Consider the following 15,270-nt stretch of genomic DNA (forward strand, 5'->3'; position numbering starts at 1 on the left):
ATGCGTCTTCTGCTCGATACACATGCATTGTTGTGGTGGTGGAATGACGGCCCCCGGCTTCCCGATGCAGCACGATCCGCTATGTCCGATCCGGCGAATGCAGTTTTCGTGAGTGCCGCGACCGGCTGGGAGATCGCAACCAAGGTGCGAAAGAACCAACTTCCCGAATTCGCTGGCAGCATCGGCGCTTTTGTCGAGGATGTCGTGCGCGACGGGTTCAGCCATCTTGATGTCACGGCAAGGCACGGCGTGCATGGAGGCTCACTGCCCGGGATTCACAAGGACCCGTTCGATCGGTTGATCGCGGCTCAGGCGCTGCTTGAACATCTGACCGTCGTCACATGTGATCGTGCAATCGCCGCGTTCGGTTGTGAGACTCTCTGGTAATGCCGACCGACTCACCCCTCGACCAGTTCAAGTCCGTTCTTGCCGGGACAGCGCGGGCGCTCAGCAACGAGCCGGAGCTGGAACTCGCTTTCAGCGCGGATGCGCCCGCGCAGTCGGGGCGGCATCTCAAGGTTCCGATGCCCGGCCGCAACCTGCCGCCCGAGCAGGTGGCCGAAGCGCGCGGCTTTGCCGATGGCTTCGCGCTGCGGCTGCGGCTGCACGACGCCGCCACGCATCTCAAGGCCGCGCCCAAGGAGCCGGTCGCACGCGCCGTATTCGACGCGGTTGAGACCGCCCGTGTCGAGGCGCTGGGATCGCGCGGCTATGCGGGAATCGCCGACAATCTCGACCATGCGCTTGAGATGAAGATGCGGTCGGACCCGATCAGCCGCGCCCGTACGCGCGACGAGGTTCCGCTGTCCACTGCGGTGCAGCTGCTGGTGCGCGAGCGGCTGACCGGGCGCGAGGCGCCTGCCGCCTCCGCGCTTGGTCTGGCGCTGGTGCGCGACTGGATCGAGGACAAGGGCGGCGCCGATCTCGACGCGCTGGCGCTGGCGATCGACGATCAGGCGACGTTTGCGCAGCTGGTCGGCAATCTGCTCCAGGATCTCGAACTGACCGAGGGCGATCTGGCCCCCGATGAGTCGGATGACAGCGGTGGCGAGGACGAAGGGACGGACTCGCCCGACGAGGACGAGGCCGACGCGGGCGACGAGCCGGGCGAGACCGGCGAGGGCGAGATCGACGCGCGCGGCGAACAGCGCGAGGGCGAGACCGAAGAGGGCGAAGACTCCGAACAGCAGGAGGGCGAGTTCGAGGACGGCGAGGGTGAGCCCGGCGATGCGGGGGAGGAGGGCATGATGCCCGTCCGCCCCAATCGCCCCTGGTCCGATCTGCCACCCCAATTCGAATATGCCGCCTATACGACGCAATATGATGAGATCGTCGCCGCCACCGACCTGTGCGACGATGAGGAGCTGGTACGGCTGCGCGCCTATCTCGATACGCAATTGTCGAACCTTCAGGGCGTGGTGACCAAGCTCGCCAACCGGCTCCAGCGGCGGTTGATGGCGCAGCAGAATCGCAGCTGGGATTTCGACCAGGACGAAGGGCTGCTCGACGCCGCTCGACTGGCGCGCGTGGTGGTCAATCCAATGCAGTCGCTGTCGTACAAGGTCGAGAAGGACACCGAGTTCAAGGACACGGTCGTCACGCTGCTGATCGACAATAGTGGATCGATGCGCGGGCGGCCGATCAGCATCGCGGCGATCAGCGCCGACATCCTCGCCCGCACGCTGGAGCGCGTTGGGGTGAAGACCGAGATCCTCGGCTTCACGACACGCGCGTGGAAGGGCGGCCAGAGCCGCGAGAAATGGCTGGGCGAGGGCCGCCCGCCCCAGCCCGGGCGCCTCAACGACGTGCGGCACATCGTCTATAAACAGGCCGACGAGCCGTGGCGGCGTGCCAAGAAGTCCCTTGGCCTGATGATGCGCGAGGGGCTGCTCAAGGAAAATATCGACGGCGAGGCGCTGCTTTGGGCGCACAGCCGCCTGATCGCGCGGCCGGAGGATCGCAAGATCCTGATGGTCATCAGCGACGGCGCGCCGGTCGACGATTCGACGCTGAGCGTCAACAGCGGCTCCTATCTGGAGCGGCATCTGCGCCAAGTGATCGGATGGATCGAAAGCCGCTCGCCGGTCGGCCTCGTCGCGATCGGCATCGGCCATGACGTCACGCGCTATTACAGCCGTGCGGTGACGATCATGGATGTCGACCAGCTTGCCGGGACGATGATCGAACAGCTTGCCGCGCTGTTCGATCTGGAGCCGTGATCGCGCCGCCCCCGGGCGGATTCCATCCGCCGGTCAAGCGCAGCATCACGATTGCCGCACATGCCACCTCCATCAGTCTGGAACCACCATTCTGGCGCGCGCTGGAGGCAGCGGCGCGCGCGCGCGCGATGCCGCTCAATGCGCTCGTCGCGCAGATCGACCATCTGCGCATTCAGGCCGACGCGCCGCCAAACCTTGCCAGCGCGCTACGTAGCTGGCTCCTCGACGAAGCCACGCACACGCAACAAAATGAAAATGACTCGCATTTACGTTGACAGTGAGAACGAGTCGCAATAGCTGGCCTCCGAACAACAACGGGGGTTTCCATGACTCGTATTTCGTCGGACGGCCGCAGCGCCGCGCCTGCCTTCCTCGCGCTCGCTGCAATCGGCTTCGTCGCGTCTGCTCCGGCCTATGCAACTGACGCGGCCGCCGATCCGGTGGACGAACAGGACCAGCGCGCCGACGTCGTCGTCACCGGCAAGGAAGTAAAGTCGGAGCAGGAAAGTCCCAAGGCGACGCGCCCGGTCCGCGACACGCCGCAGACCGTGACGATCCTGACCGCCAAGACGATCGAGGAACAGAATCTCCTCACCCTGCGCGACGTGCTGACCACCGTGCCCGGAATCACCTTTGGCGCAGGCGAGGGCGGCGGCGGCTATGGCGATTCCATCACGCTACGCGGCTATTCGGCGAATACCGACATCACCGTTGATGGGGTGCGCGACAGCGCGCAATATACCCGCACCGACAGCTTCAACCTCGAACAGATCGAGGTCGTGAATGGCGCCAACTCGGTCTATTCGGGCGCCGGGTCGGTCGGCGGTTCGATCAATATCGTCACCAAGCGTCCGCTTGAGCGCACGCAGATCGTCGCCAATGCCGGGATCGGCACCGACGATTATTATCGCGGCACGGTGGATGCCAATATCCGCGCCAGCGAGTTCATCGCCTTCCGCCTCAACGCGATGGTACACAAGAACGACATTCCCGGTCGCGATGTGGAGAATTACGAGCGCTGGGGCGTCGCGCCCTCGGTGACGCTGGGCATTGGCGGGCCGACCAGCCTGACGCTGCAATATCTGCATCAGGAAGATACCAATATCCCGCAATATGGCGTCCCCTATTATGTGGGGTCGGGCGGGTTGATCCATGAAGTCGATAAGAGCGACTATTTCGGCTACCGCAATGTCGATACGCAGCGGATCAATGTCGATCAGGCGACCGCGATCTTCGACCATGAATTCAGCGACAGCATCAGCATCCGCAACCTGACCCGGTGGCAGGATGTCCGCCAGTTCGCGCGCGTCAATCCGCCGCAGGGCAGCTTCTGCCTCTCGACCGGCCTGCTCGCGACCGGCGCGCCCTGTCCGGCAACCGTCCCGGCGGGCTATTACCTCCCCTCCGGCCCGCGCGGCACGACGCGCAGTTCGCGCAACCAGCTCGGCTATACCCAGACCGATCTGAAGGCCGAATTCGGCACGGGCGGGGTGGCCCATACGCTGGTGCTCGGCTTTTCCGCGGCGTGGGAGAAATATTTCCTCGAAAGCGGCAATTCACAGCGCAATGCCGACGGCAGCAATCCCAATTCCAGCTATCCGCTCATCAACATCGCCAATCCGAACGAGGTCGTCGTGGGTCCCGCAGGCTTCACCTATGGCAGCAACGTCTATACCGGCCCGATCAACTTCATCCCGACCGCGCGCCAGAATGGCGAACTCGAAAACTTCGCCGTCTATCTGTTCGACACGATCGCCTTTTCCGACCAGCTGGAGCTGAATGGCGGGGTGCGGTACGAGCATAACAGCGGCTGGTATCGCGCCGATACGGTTGCTTCGAGCGGCGCCAATCTGGGCCAGGTGACACCGGGCGAGCGCTTCGAGAATAGCGACGATCTGTTTAGCTATCGCGTCGGCCTTGTCTTCAAGCCGGTGCCGGAGGTCAGCCTCTACGCGGCCTATGGAAACTCCAAGACTCCGTCCAAAACCTCGGTCAACGGCTCCTGCACTGCGGCGACATGCAACGTAAAGCCGGAAAGTGCGCTCAACTACGAGATCGGGGCCAAGGCCGAACTGATGGGTGGCGATCTGCTGCTGACTTTCGCCGCGTTCCGCAACGAGCGCGACCAGTATAAGGTCGCCTCCGCCGACCCGCTGATCCCCGAACAGCAGCTCGACGGCCGTTCGCGCGTCAACGGCATCGCATTGGGTGCGGTGGGACAGATCAGCGACGCCTGGTCGATCACCGCCAACTACACCTATCTCGACAGCGAGATCCTGCAGAGCGTCGCCGACGGCGTCGCTGACCCGGCAGTGGGTGCCGATCTTCAGAACACGCCGACCCATTCGGGCAGCCTGTTCACGACCTACACACTGCCGTTCGGGCTGCGCGTGGGGTACGGCGTCACTTTTCAGGGCGATTTCGCACTGAACCTGCCGACCGCGACCAACAACGAGATCTATCGCGTTCAGGACTATTGGGTGCACAACGCGTTCTTGGCCTATGACTTTACCGAGAATTTCTCGGCACAGCTCAACATCAAGAACGCGACCGACGCGGATTATTTCACGCGAATCCGCAACAATGCCGGTTCCAGTGTTGGCTGGGCAACCGCAGGCGAAAGCCGCTCGGCAGTGCTGACGCTGGGTTATCGCTTCTAGGGCCAAAGGGGGAGGAGCGGGTGGGGGCCGACTGTCCCCGGCCTTCCATCCGCTCCGACCCCCTGCCATGAAGGCGGCATCATGCTGATCGCAATCCCCGACCTGCTCGACCGTCTTGGCATCGCATCCTTGCGGCGGATCATTGACGATGCCCCCTGGCAGGACGGCAACGCCACCTCCGGCCATCAGTCGGCGCTGGCCAAGCGCAACGAACAGTTACCCGAGGCGAGCGAGGCGGCGCATCAGGCCGGGCGCATGGTGCTCGACGCGCTCGGAAAGTCACCGCTGTTCTTCGCGGCCGCGCTGCCGCTCAAGGTCTTCCCCCCGCTGTTCAACCGCTATGGCGTCGGCCAGACCTTCGACATCCATGTCGACAATGCGATCCGCATCCAGCGCGGCTCGGACTTCCGCATCCGCAGCGACCTGTCGATGACCGTCTTCCTCGAAGACCCTGCCGCGTATGACGGCGGCGAGCTGGTGATCGAGGACCAGTTCGGGGTGCAGACCGTGAAGCTTCCCGCCGGACATGGCGTGCTCTATCCGTCTTCCAGCCTTCACAAGGTGTTGCCCGTGACGCGCGGTCGCCGTGTCGCCTCCTTCTTCTGGATCCAGTCGATGGTCCGCGACGATGGTGCGCGGCGCATCCTGTTCGACCTCGACCAGAGCGTCCAGCGCCTGACCGCCCAGCTCGGCGGCACCGACCGCAGCGTGATCGAACTGACCGGGGTGTATCACAATTTGTTGCGCCGCTGGGCGGACGCCTGAGCCAAGGCATCGAGCGTTCAGTGAATTGTCCCAGCAGCCGTTTGCCCTGAGCTTGTCGAAGGGCGGCAGTCTGCCGTGACTGAGCGCGGGATGGGTGCTTCGACAAGCTCAGCACAAACGGATGACGGGCATCGCGCTACTCCAGCATCGCCCGCAACGCGCCCGACAGCCACTCACCCCGACCCCGCACCACCAACTGCACCGCCAGCCCCTCGCGCTTCGCCAGCGCCATCGCCGCCTCGGACTCCAGCACCGTCAGGGCACTCGCCCAGGCATCGGCGTGACAGCAATCGGCGTGGATCACGGTGACACTCGCCGTGCCATGCGCGATCGGGTGGCCGGTGCGTGGGTCGATGCTGTGGTTGCCCGCAGCCGAATTCCGGCGATAATCCCCCGACGTCGCCACCGCGATCCCGTGCAGCGCGATCCGCAGCGGCGGCAGCGCCATGCCCGGCGGTGCCTCGACATCGACCCACCAGGGCTGGCCATCGGGCCGGATGCCCGCACCGACCAGCTCGCCGCCGATCTCGACGAGGAAATCGGCGCAGCCGAGCGCCCGCAACTTGGCCGCGACCGCATCGACCGCATAGCCTTTGGCGACCCCCGACAGGTCGAGCTGCGCCGGTCGGATGCGGCGCAGTCGGAGCAGGGCGGCATCGAGTTCGATTGCGCCCAATCCGATCGCCGCGCGCGCAGCGTCGATCGCGGCGGGCTGTGGTGCATCGGGGCGCGGACCCGGCGGGCCAAAGCCCCACAGATCGACCAGCGCGCCCATTGCCGGGTCGAACGCACCGCCCGAGCGCGCCGCGACCTCCAGCGCAACGCCCATGACCGCCACGAATTCCGGCGCGATGCCGTGCCACGCGCCCGGTGCGGCGGCGTTGATCCGGCTGAGCTGCGAGGCTGGCTCCCAATGGCTCATCTGCGCGACGACGGTGGCCAGCACGCCTCGGATCGCTGCCCCAACGCCGGGCGGCGGGGCGACGATCTGCGCCGACCAGCGCGTCCCCATCGTCTCCCCGCCGAACCGCTCCACGCGCGCTGTCGCCCGTCGCCGGTGAAAGGCGGCGGGCGACAGCGATTGCGGAATGGCGATGCGGGGTTCGGGCGTCAGGGCGCCATGACCTCCAGCGTCGTGACATAGCTCGCACGGCGACCGCCGGGGGCGGGCGGGGCGCCCTCTTCACGCGCGGCGCGCGGGGTGGTGACGTTGATCCAGTACATGCCCGGCTCGCCCCATTTCACCATGACCTTGCCGTCGGCGTCCGTCGTCAAATCCTGCTGGTTCAGCTGGTCGCGATAGCGGATGCCGCCCGGAATGACGGTCACCGTCAGGCCGCTCGCGGGCTTGCCGTCGAGCAGGAACTGGAAGGTCGCGTCTTCACCGACAATCAGGTCGTTGGGGTGAGTTACCGGGACCAGTTCGATCCCCTTGCCGGTCGGCCTGAACACCGTGGTGGTCGGTTCGCCCGCGGTCACGAAAATTTCGTTGCGGTTGCTGCTGGTGGTCGTGCGGACATCGGTGGCGCCCGCCGGGATGGCGCTGGCGAGCGTGGCGGCGGTGGTGCCGCGGGGCAGGCGCTTTTCCTCGCCGTTCAGCTTGTACGTCCCCATCACGCCCTCGCTGGCGTAGAAAATCTTGTAGGTGCCGCGTTTCTGAATCTGCACGTCGAAGGTGGTGCGATAGCGACCCTGCGCCTTGTTCTTCACCTCGCCCGACGTGCCGTCGGGCAGCATCACACTGATATCGGCACGCATCGGTTGATGCTCGAAATAGAACAGGTCGTTGGACACGGCGGCGTCAACCGTGATCCAGACATCGTCGCCCTCGCCCGAGATGACGGTCATCGACGGGAGCATCCACTGGCGATGTGCCTGGACACTGGCGGGAATGGCGACCGCAGCGACGGCTGTGGCGATCAATATGGTACGGAGCTTCATGACTTTGGTCCCCTGGTTCAGCGCTTGACGGTGAGCGTTACCGCTCCAAGTTCGGACTTGCCCGAGGCACGGACGGTGCCGCCCTTGGGCAGCGAGAAGGGCAGGCGGACCAGCTCGCGACCGCCGACTTCGCGCGCGGCCTCCACCACCAGGGTATAGTTGCCGGGCGCCAGTTGCGGCCTGAAGCTCAGCTTATGTGTGCCAGGCGCCTTGGTCGCGCCGGTGACCCCGGCGGCGGGGAAGCGCATCGTGCGGCCCGACGCGCGCCACCATTGGCGGATGTCGCGCAGCCATTTGGTGCCCTCATTGTTCTTGAGATCGACATCGTACCAGACGGCGAGCGTCTTTGCAGGACCACCCTCCTTCTCGACCCAGACCGCGACATAGGGCCGGTGATATTCGGCCACCGTCAGGCGCGGGATGGTGATCGAGACGTCGAGCGTCTGCGCCGCAGCCATTCCGGGCGCAAACAGGCCCGCGCCAAGCGCGGTGGCGGTCAATCCGGTAACGCGAAACTGCATGAGATGCGGCTCCTTTCAGATATGGATGAAAAAGATCGCGAGGATGGCGGGGATGACGAGGCCTGCGCCGACCAGCGGCCACGTGCTCGGGCGGTTCTTCGCGTGCATCTGGAGCAGCACGAGGCCGGTCAGCGAAAAGACGATGCAGGCGAGCACGAAGATGTCGATGAACCATTTCCACACGATGCCGCTGTTGCGGCCCTTGTGGAGGTCGTTCAGCCAGGCGATCCAGCCGCGACTGGTGCTCTCGGTCGTGATCGCGCCGCTCGCCCGGTCGATCGCGACCCAGCCGTCGCCACCGGGCCGCGGAAGCGCGAGGTAGATTTCGTCGGCGGACCATTCGGCATCGGCGCGTGCGCGGGGGACGTCCAGATTGCCCTCGACCCAATCGGCAACTTCCGGCGGCAACGGCTTCTTCGCATCCGGCGCGTCGTCGGGGCGGATCGCGGCGAGCAGCGGGGCAGGCAGCTGGCCCGTGCGCTCCACCGTCTGCGGCGACCCTTCGATATCGGCAGCGTGGTTGAGCGTGAATCCGGTAACCGCGAACAGCAACAGCCCGACCAGGCTGATCGCCGAGCTGATCCAGTGCCAGGTGTGCAACTGCTTCAGCCAAAAGGCTTTGCGGCTGCGCTTGGCGCGCGCGGTCGTGGTGGTGCCGTGCATCGGGATGGAATTAGCCTGTTGCGATTCGTTCGCAGCATTAGCGAGAGTGATTCGCAATTACAATGCAGGGGGTGGATTCGCGGTCGATGCGATTGAAATTCCTCCCCTGCCCCGCAGGGGAGGTGGCAGCACGAAGTGCTGTCGGAGGGGCCGCCGTCGTTAGACGGCGGAATTTTGCCGAGCTGGTCACGGCTGTCTGCGCAGCCGCCCCTCCACCACCGCTTCGCGGCGGTCCCCCTCCCCTGAGACAAGCTCAGGGGAGGAATGAGTTGTTACCGTCCCAGTAACACCCGTGCCTGCCCGGCAATCTGCGCGAGCATCGCCGCGTTCGCTGTCGGCGCTTTCTTCGCGCGTTCGACTACCGCTGCGAACTGGGCGACGCGGGCCGCATGTTCGGCCAGCCAGGCATCGACCTCGGCGCGCGGGTCTTTGCTGGTACCGCGGGCGAGGAACTCCAGCCGCAATTGCTGGAAATCGCGCGCCAGGCCCGCGATCAGCAGCCGTTCCCACGGATCACCCGCGACGATGCGCGCCGCGTTGGCTTGTGCCCAGTCGAGGCCCAACGCCTGTCCCAGATGGGTAAAGGCGTCGGTCAGCTCGGTCTCGCCGATTCCGCGCCGCTGGCCAAGGTCGGCAAGGCCCACCGCGCCGTCCAACTCGTAGATGCGGACGATCTTGGCGACCAGCGGCGCGGGTGCGCCCGCGGCTTCCAGCTTGGCGGCGATGCGGCCCGATTGCGCGAGCGCCTCTTCCTTGAGCAGTTTCTTCGCCTGGCGATCGAGGCTGTCGATGCCGGGCTTCAGACGCGCGAGCACCGCGGCGATATCCTCGCCCGGGCGGCAGACACGCAGCAGATCGGCGATCTGCGAGCGCGTCGCCACCGCGACCTCGTCGATGAGGGCGATGCGCGCCGCCTCGCTCATCGGCGCGGTCTCGATCGCCTCCCAGATGGCGGGCAGGCCGAACAGCCGTTCGCACACCACGAACATCATCGCGATGTCGCGCAGCGATGCGCCTTCCTCCTCCGCCAGCTCGAACGGGTGGAGCACGCCGAGGCGATTGACGATGCGGTTCGCCAGCTTGGTCGCGACGATCTCGCCGCGCAACCGATGCTCCTCGATCGCAGTGCGGAATTTCTTGCGCATCGCGGGCGGGAAGGCCGCGATCAGGTCGGATTCGAGCTCGGGGTCGAGCCCCAGCCCGCCATGCTCGATCGCGTCCTGAAGCGCGAGCTTCGACGTGGCGAGAAGCACGGCCAGTTCGGGGCGGGTCAGCCCCTGGCCGTCCTGCGCGCGGCGCAGATATTCCTCATTGGTCGCCAGTCCCTCGACCGCGCGGTCGAGCCGTCCTGACGCTTCGAGAATCTCGGTCAGCCGCACGAAGCTTGGCACCGCGACCGGGCCGTCATTTTCGAGGAAGGACAAAGCGAGCGTCTGGAGACGGTTATCTTCCAGAACCAGCTGCGCGACATCGTCGGTCATCGCGGCGAGCAAGGTGTTGCGCGCCTCGATCTTCAGCCGCCCTTCGATCACCTCGCGGTTGAGCGCGATCTTGATGTTGACCTCATTGTCCGAGCAATCGACGCCCGCCGAATTGTCGATGAAATCGGTGTTGATCCGTCCGCCCCGCATCGAAAAGGCGATGCGCGCCGCCTGCGTCACGCCCAGATTGGCGCCCTCGCCGATCGCGCGGGCGCGCAGATCCTCGGCGTTGACGCGCAGTCGGTCGTTGGCGGGATCCCCCACCTCGACATGTGCTTCGGCTGCGGCCTTTACATAGGTGCCGATGCCGCCGAACCAGATCAGGTCGACCGGCGCTTTCAGGATCGCGGAAATGAGCGCACCCGGCTCCATCTCCTCGGACTCGATGCCCAGCGCCGCGCGGACCTGTTGCGACAGCTTGATCGTCTTCTCGGACCGGGCGAACACGCCTCCGCCCTTCGAGATCAATTTCGGATCGTAATCGGCCCAGCTCGACCGCGGCAGCGCGAACATGCGATTGCGCTCTTCCCAGCTCGCCGCCGGATCGGGATCGGGGTCGAGGAAGATGTGGCGATGGTCGAACGCGGCGACCAGCTTGATCGCCTTGGATAGCAACATGCCGTTGCCGAACACGTCGCCCGACATGTCGCCGCAGCCCGCGACGCGAATCGGGTCGGTCTGAACGTCGGTTCCCATTTCCAGGAAGTGGCGCTGGACGCTGATCCAGGCGCCCCGGGCGGTGATGCCCATCGCCTTGTGATCATAGCCGACCGATCCGCCGCTGGCGAAGGCGTCGCCCAGCCAGAAGCCGCGATCGATCGCGATCGCATTCGCGACGTCGCTGAACGTCGCGGTGCCCTTGTCCGCCGCGACGACGAAATAGGGGTCTTCGCCGTCTTGGATGACGACCCCCTCGGGATGCACCACCTTGCCAGCCACGATATTGTCGGTGATCGACAACAGGGTGCGGATGAAGATGCGATAGCTTTCCTTGCCCTCCTCGAACCACGCATCGCGATCAACCAGGGGGGAGGGGAGCTGTTTGGGGTAGAAGCCGCCCTTTGCCCCGGTCGGCACGATCACCGCGTTCTTCACTCGCTGTGCCTTCATCAGGCCCAGAATCTCGGTGCGGAAATCGTCGCGTCGGTCGGACCAGCGCAGGCCGCCGCGCGCGACCGGGCCGGCGCGCAGATGGATGCCCTCGACGCGCGGGCTATAGACCCAGATTTCGCGCCAGGGCAGCGGCTTGGGCAGGTTCGGCACCGCCGCGCTGTCGAGCTTGAACGCCAGCGCTTCGGCGGCGGCGGGGGCATAGGCGTTGGTGCGCAGCGTCGCGCGGACCACACCCGCAAGTGCGCGCAGGATGCGATCATCGTCGATCGCGCCAACCGCGTCGAGCCCGGCGGCGATGGCGGCGTCGGCTTCGGCGATGGCAGTTTCGCTTTGCTTGATGCGCGCCGGATCGTGCGCGGCGGCGAAGCGATCTACCAGCGCGGCGGCGACGGCGGGGGCGCGGCGCAGCGCCTCGACCACCGTGACCAGCCCATAGCTGAGGCCGGTCTGGCGCAGATAGCGGAACCAGGCGCGCAGCAGCACGACCGAGGCGGGGGCGAGGCCCGCCTCGACGATCAGCCGGTTGAACGCGTCGTTTTCCGCGCGCATCTCCAGCACCGCGGCAATGGCGTCCTCGACGATCGCGGTCGTGCCCTTCAGCGTCCCGCCGGTGGCCAGTTCGACTTCGAAATCATGGATATAGGCGTCGGCATCGCCCGCAAGCGCGGTCGGCACTTCCTCGATCACGCGGAATCCGAAATTCTCGAACACCGGCACCGCATCGGACAAGGGCAACGGCCCGCCGAGACGATAGAGCTTGATCCGCAGCTTCTCGTCCTGGGTATAGATGCGCACCGATCGCGACCCCGCATCAGCAAGGCCCGCGATGCGGACAATGTCGCGTGCAGCTTCTTCCGGCGGATTGCCGTTGCGATATCCGAACGGAAAACAGGGGGCATAACGCAGCGCCAGCCGCGCCGCGCGCGACGGGGTGGCGCCGTCCTCAACCAGCGCGTGTTCCACCGCAGGGAGCCAGCCCCGCACCATCCGCTCCAGCTCGATATCGAGCGCGGCGGCATCGGGCATCCGCCCTTCGCCACGCAGGTCGAGCGTGTAGCGCAGCAACGCCACCGGCCCGTCGTCGAGTGCGATCGACCAGCTGAGCAGCGAGGCGTTGGCCGAACGCTCCAGCATCTCCCCGATTGCGACACGGCGCCCGGTCGATACCTCGTCGCGCGGCAGCCAGACGAACGCGAACAGATGGCGCCCGAGCTGGCTTCGGATCAGCACCAGCTTGGGCCGCGGACGATCGGTCACCGACATGGCGGTGAGCGCGATCGCCTCAAGCGCCTCACCGGGGAAGGCGGTGGTGAGGTCATGGGGCAGCCCGGCCAGCGCATGGGCGAGCGCCTTGCCGGTATGGCCGCGCGGGTCGAATCCGAACTTGCTCTCCAGCGCCGCGATCCGCGTGCGCAGGATCGGTACTTCGTCCGGCGTGGAGTGCAGCGCGGCGCTGGTCCACAGCCCGGCATGGATCGACAGGCCGGTGACCTTCGAGCTCCCATCCTCTCCCTTGGCGCGCAGCGGTACGATAACCAGATCGAGCGGCGCGCGACGGTGGACGGTCGAGATCAGGTTGGACTTGAGCAGCAGCGGCGGCTGGCCGCCCTTTTCGAACCAGTCGAGCGCGAGCACGCGCGAGGCATCGGCAAGAAGCGGGGTTTCCAGCTCCATCCGGCAGATCCCGGCCGCGTCGGTCACCGTCCCGTCGCGATGCCAATTCTCATGCCCGACCAACGTCATGCTGCCACCCTGGAACCAGCGCAGCAGCGCCGCGCCATCGGCATCGGCGACGCGGTTGGCATCCTCGCTCATTGCCCGGCGCAATTCGGACCAGTCGGTGACGGCGGCACGGACATGGCCAAGATTGCGTTCGAGATCGCGGACCAGCCCGGTGCGGTCGCGCGCGTCGGCGCGCTCCATCTCGATATAGACCATCGATTCGCGCGCGCCGCCGCCGTCGCGGCCGGCGCCGATCCCGGCCAGCGTGCCATCGCCCGCGCGCTCGACCGTGACCACGGGGTGGATGATGCGGCGGATGGCGATGTCGTGCGCGGCAATCGTCGCGGCGATCGAATCGACCAGAAAGGGCATGTCGTCATTGACGACGGCAAGCCGCATCGCCCGGCTGTCGCCGCCCAGCCCCGTCTCAAGTGCAATCCCCGGCTGGCCCGGCGCGCGCGTCGCGGCCGCCTCCGCCACGAACCGCGCGGCGGCGGCACGGGCGTCGTCGGCGAGACCCTCCAGCTCTCCGGGCAGGGCTCCATCGGTGAGGCGCGCATTGAGGGCCTCGGCGAGCGACTTGATCGGCGTCTTGCTCATGGAGGCGCGCTATGCGCCCGCTTCACGCGCGGCTCAAGGCTTGCTGCACCGCACAGTAACAATTGAGACTAAATTACCCCGATCGTGGGGACGGTAACAAAAAAATGCGCGCGAACCGGCTGTTTCGACCGTGCTCGCGCGCAGCTTGGGAGAAAGTGGGTGGCGGGATCAGCGCGTCATGCCGCCGCCTTGCGCAGTGCGCGCTGCGCGAACGCCGCGTCGTCCTCGATCCGTGCGACGATATCGAGCTGTCCATCGGTGCCCGCACGGGCGAGCAGCAGCACGAATTCGTCCGCGCCCGCCGCCATCGAGACATGGGCGAGCGCGGGTCGCGCGCGTAGTTCGGCGCGTACCTGCTCGAACAGGTCGGGTGCGGCCTCGGCAGGCTTGCGGCGCAGCGCGCGTTCGGCCTTGACGATCCCCTTGATGCCGCCTTCAGCCGTCGCGATGAAATCGTCGAGCCCGCCTTCGGCCACATCGTGGCGGCGCGCATGGCTCATCACCGCGGCGAATTCGGTAAGGCGGGTCTTGTCGTAGTCCGCGCCAAAGACCAGCTTGACCGCGCCGGTCATCGGCGCGCGTGCCTGGACGGCAATCCCGGCCTCGGCGAGCAGGCCCGCATAGGCTTCGGCATCGCTTTCGGAGGCGCGGGCGAAATCATAGGCGCGCGACAAGGCGCGATAGAGCGACGAGCGGCTGCGGGTATCGGCGGCGCGCGCGGCGGCGGCGCTCTCGCGTGCCAGCATCAGCCGGTCGGCGAGCGATTCGGGGGCCGACACCGCGACATCGTCCTGCGGCACTGCCGGTTCTTCGCCGTCGCCAAAGCCTGCGCTCGGCCCGTCCGCCCAAACGGGCGCGGCGGTCACCGGCGCGGGCGCGGTTCGGCGCGCGGCTTCCACCTCGCGCTCCAGCCGTGCCTGGGTCTCGGCGTCGACCATTTCCTTCCAGTTGATGACGCCATAGATGAAGTCGATCGTGTCCTCGTCGGACGAGAAGGGCATCAGGATGCCGCGATAGAGCGTATTGTGGCCGCGCTGACCGACAAATTCGGCCTCGAAGCCGATCGGCGCACGATTCGCGATGATCTGAAGATAATGGTCGGTCAGGCGCGAGAGCAGCGAGCGGGACGGGACCTCCGCGACATGGGTGATGTCGGCGGTGACGCCGCATTCCTCGCGCAGTGAAGCGCCAAGGTAGCGAATCTCCGGGTTCTCGACGCCCTTGCTGAAATCGAGCAGCACGCTGTGCGGCCCGAAATCGGCGATCTTGCCCGGGTTCAGGTCCTCGATCGACGGATAGGCGCGGCCATGCAGCAGCGAAACCCAGTGATTATAGGCGCGCACATGCATCCGGCGCTCATCGCTGCCGATATTCAGGCGAGTCTCGCTGGCACCCGAATCGCTCACGCCGCTATCGTCATGATCGGTGTCGGGACGGTCATCGAATCCGCGGCCGGTGTCCATGCGCATGCTCCACAGAGGGCGACGGCCCTCGATCGTTCGAAGCGACTGTGCCCCCCATGTGGTAAACACCGCGTAAAGGCGCAGGATCGGCAAAACGTCGGACGTCAACGCTTCGGCAATGC

Annotated in this window: 11 protein-coding genes; 5 read left to right on the forward strand and 6 right to left on the reverse strand. The window is 66.2% G+C overall.

Going from position 1 to position 15,270, the window contains the following annotated elements:
- From FPZ54_RS16795 to FPZ54_RS16815, 5 genes are all read left to right on the forward strand, one after another.
- Positions 1 to 387, forward strand: coding sequence for a type II toxin-antitoxin system VapC family toxin (locus tag FPZ54_RS16795; protein WP_145849979.1), 387 nt, complete (start codon positions 1 to 3; stop codon positions 385 to 387).
- Positions 387 to 2,219 carry a cobaltochelatase subunit CobT gene (cobT, locus tag FPZ54_RS16800; protein ID WP_145848972.1) on the forward strand — a complete coding sequence of 611 codons (1,833 nt, stop codon included), beginning with the start codon at positions 387 to 389 and terminating at the stop codon, positions 2,217 to 2,219. The genes FPZ54_RS16795 and cobT overlap by 1 nt, the downstream gene beginning before the upstream one ends.
- Entirely contained in the window at positions 2,216 to 2,494 is a 279-nt protein-coding gene (locus FPZ54_RS16805; protein WP_145848973.1) for a ribbon-helix-helix domain-containing protein, read from the forward strand. Before cobT ends, FPZ54_RS16805 begins: the two co-directional genes overlap by 4 nt.
- A 51-nt stretch (positions 2,495 to 2,545) precedes the next feature.
- Positions 2,546 to 4,879 (forward strand): TonB-dependent receptor, encoded by a 2,334-nt coding sequence (locus tag FPZ54_RS16810; RefSeq protein WP_145848974.1) that lies wholly within the window; start codon positions 2,546 to 2,548, stop codon positions 4,877 to 4,879.
- Between the two features lie 81 nt (positions 4,880 to 4,960).
- Entirely contained in the window at positions 4,961 to 5,644 is a 684-nt protein-coding gene (locus tag FPZ54_RS16815) for a Fe2+-dependent dioxygenase (protein WP_145848975.1), read from the forward strand.
- A 136-nt stretch (positions 5,645 to 5,780) separates the two neighbouring features.
- Here the strand turns inward: FPZ54_RS16815 and FPZ54_RS16820 are convergent, their stop codons facing one another.
- From FPZ54_RS16820 to FPZ54_RS16845, 6 genes are all read right to left on the reverse strand, one after another.
- Entirely contained in the window at positions 5,781 to 6,680 is a 900-nt protein-coding gene (locus tag FPZ54_RS16820) for an FAD:protein FMN transferase (protein WP_239019616.1), read from the reverse strand.
- Positions 6,681 to 6,754: 74 nt separating this feature from the next.
- Complete coding sequence (locus tag FPZ54_RS16825; RefSeq protein ID WP_145848976.1) at positions 6,755 to 7,585, reverse strand: DUF4198 domain-containing protein; 831 nt, start codon at positions 7,583 to 7,585, stop codon at positions 6,755 to 6,757.
- Between the two features lie 17 nt (positions 7,586 to 7,602).
- A complete protein-coding gene (locus FPZ54_RS16830; protein ID WP_145848977.1) occupies positions 7,603 to 8,106 on the reverse strand; it encodes a DUF2271 domain-containing protein in 504 nt (167 codons plus the stop codon).
- A gap of 15 nt (positions 8,107 to 8,121) precedes the next feature.
- Positions 8,122 to 8,769, reverse strand: a complete 648-nt coding sequence (locus tag FPZ54_RS16835; protein WP_145848978.1) for a PepSY-associated TM helix domain-containing protein — start codon at positions 8,767 to 8,769, stop codon at positions 8,122 to 8,124.
- A 272-nt stretch (positions 8,770 to 9,041) separates the two neighbouring features.
- A complete protein-coding gene (locus tag FPZ54_RS16840) occupies positions 9,042 to 13,685 on the reverse strand; it encodes an NAD-glutamate dehydrogenase (protein ID WP_145848979.1) in 4,644 nt (1,547 codons plus the stop codon).
- Positions 13,686 to 13,861: 176 nt separating this feature from the next.
- On the reverse strand, positions 13,862 to 15,148 hold the full coding sequence (locus FPZ54_RS16845) for a PAS domain-containing protein (RefSeq protein ID WP_145848980.1): 1,287 nt from the start codon (positions 15,146 to 15,148) through the stop codon (positions 13,862 to 13,864).
- Positions 15,149 to 15,270 lie beyond the last annotated feature (122 nt).

Source organism: Sphingomonas suaedae, assembly GCF_007833215.1.
GTDB classification, from domain to species: Bacteria; Pseudomonadota; Alphaproteobacteria; order Sphingomonadales; family Sphingomonadaceae; genus Sphingomonas; species Sphingomonas suaedae.

Coding starts and splice junctions, on each gene's coding strand:
- FPZ54_RS16795 (WP_145849979.1), top strand. CDS start 1: ATGCGTCTTCTGCTCGATACACATGCATTGTTGTGGTGGTGGAATGAC.
- cobT (WP_145848972.1), top strand. CDS start 387: ATGCCGACCGACTCACCCCTCGACCAGTTCAAGTCCGTTCTTGCCGGG.
- FPZ54_RS16810 (WP_145848974.1), top strand. CDS start 2,546: ATGACTCGTATTTCGTCGGACGGCCGCAGCGCCGCGCCTGCCTTCCTC.
- FPZ54_RS16815 (WP_145848975.1), top strand. CDS start 4,961: ATGCTGATCGCAATCCCCGACCTGCTCGACCGTCTTGGCATCGCATCC.
- FPZ54_RS16825 (WP_145848976.1), bottom strand. CDS start 7,585: ATGAAGCTCCGTACCATATTGATCGCCACAGCCGTCGCTGCGGTCGCC.
- FPZ54_RS16830 (WP_145848977.1), bottom strand. CDS start 8,106: ATGCAGTTTCGCGTTACCGGATTGACCGCCACCGCGCTTGGCGCGGGC.
- FPZ54_RS16835 (WP_145848978.1), bottom strand. CDS start 8,769: ATGCACGGCACCACCACGACCGCGCGCGCCAAGCGCAGCCGCAAAGCC.
- FPZ54_RS16840 (WP_145848979.1), bottom strand. CDS start 13,685: ATGAGCAAGACGCCGATCAAGTCGCTCGCCGAGGCCCTCAATGCGCGC.
- FPZ54_RS16845 (WP_145848980.1), bottom strand. CDS start 15,148: ATGGACACCGGCCGCGGATTCGATGACCGTCCCGACACCGATCATGAC.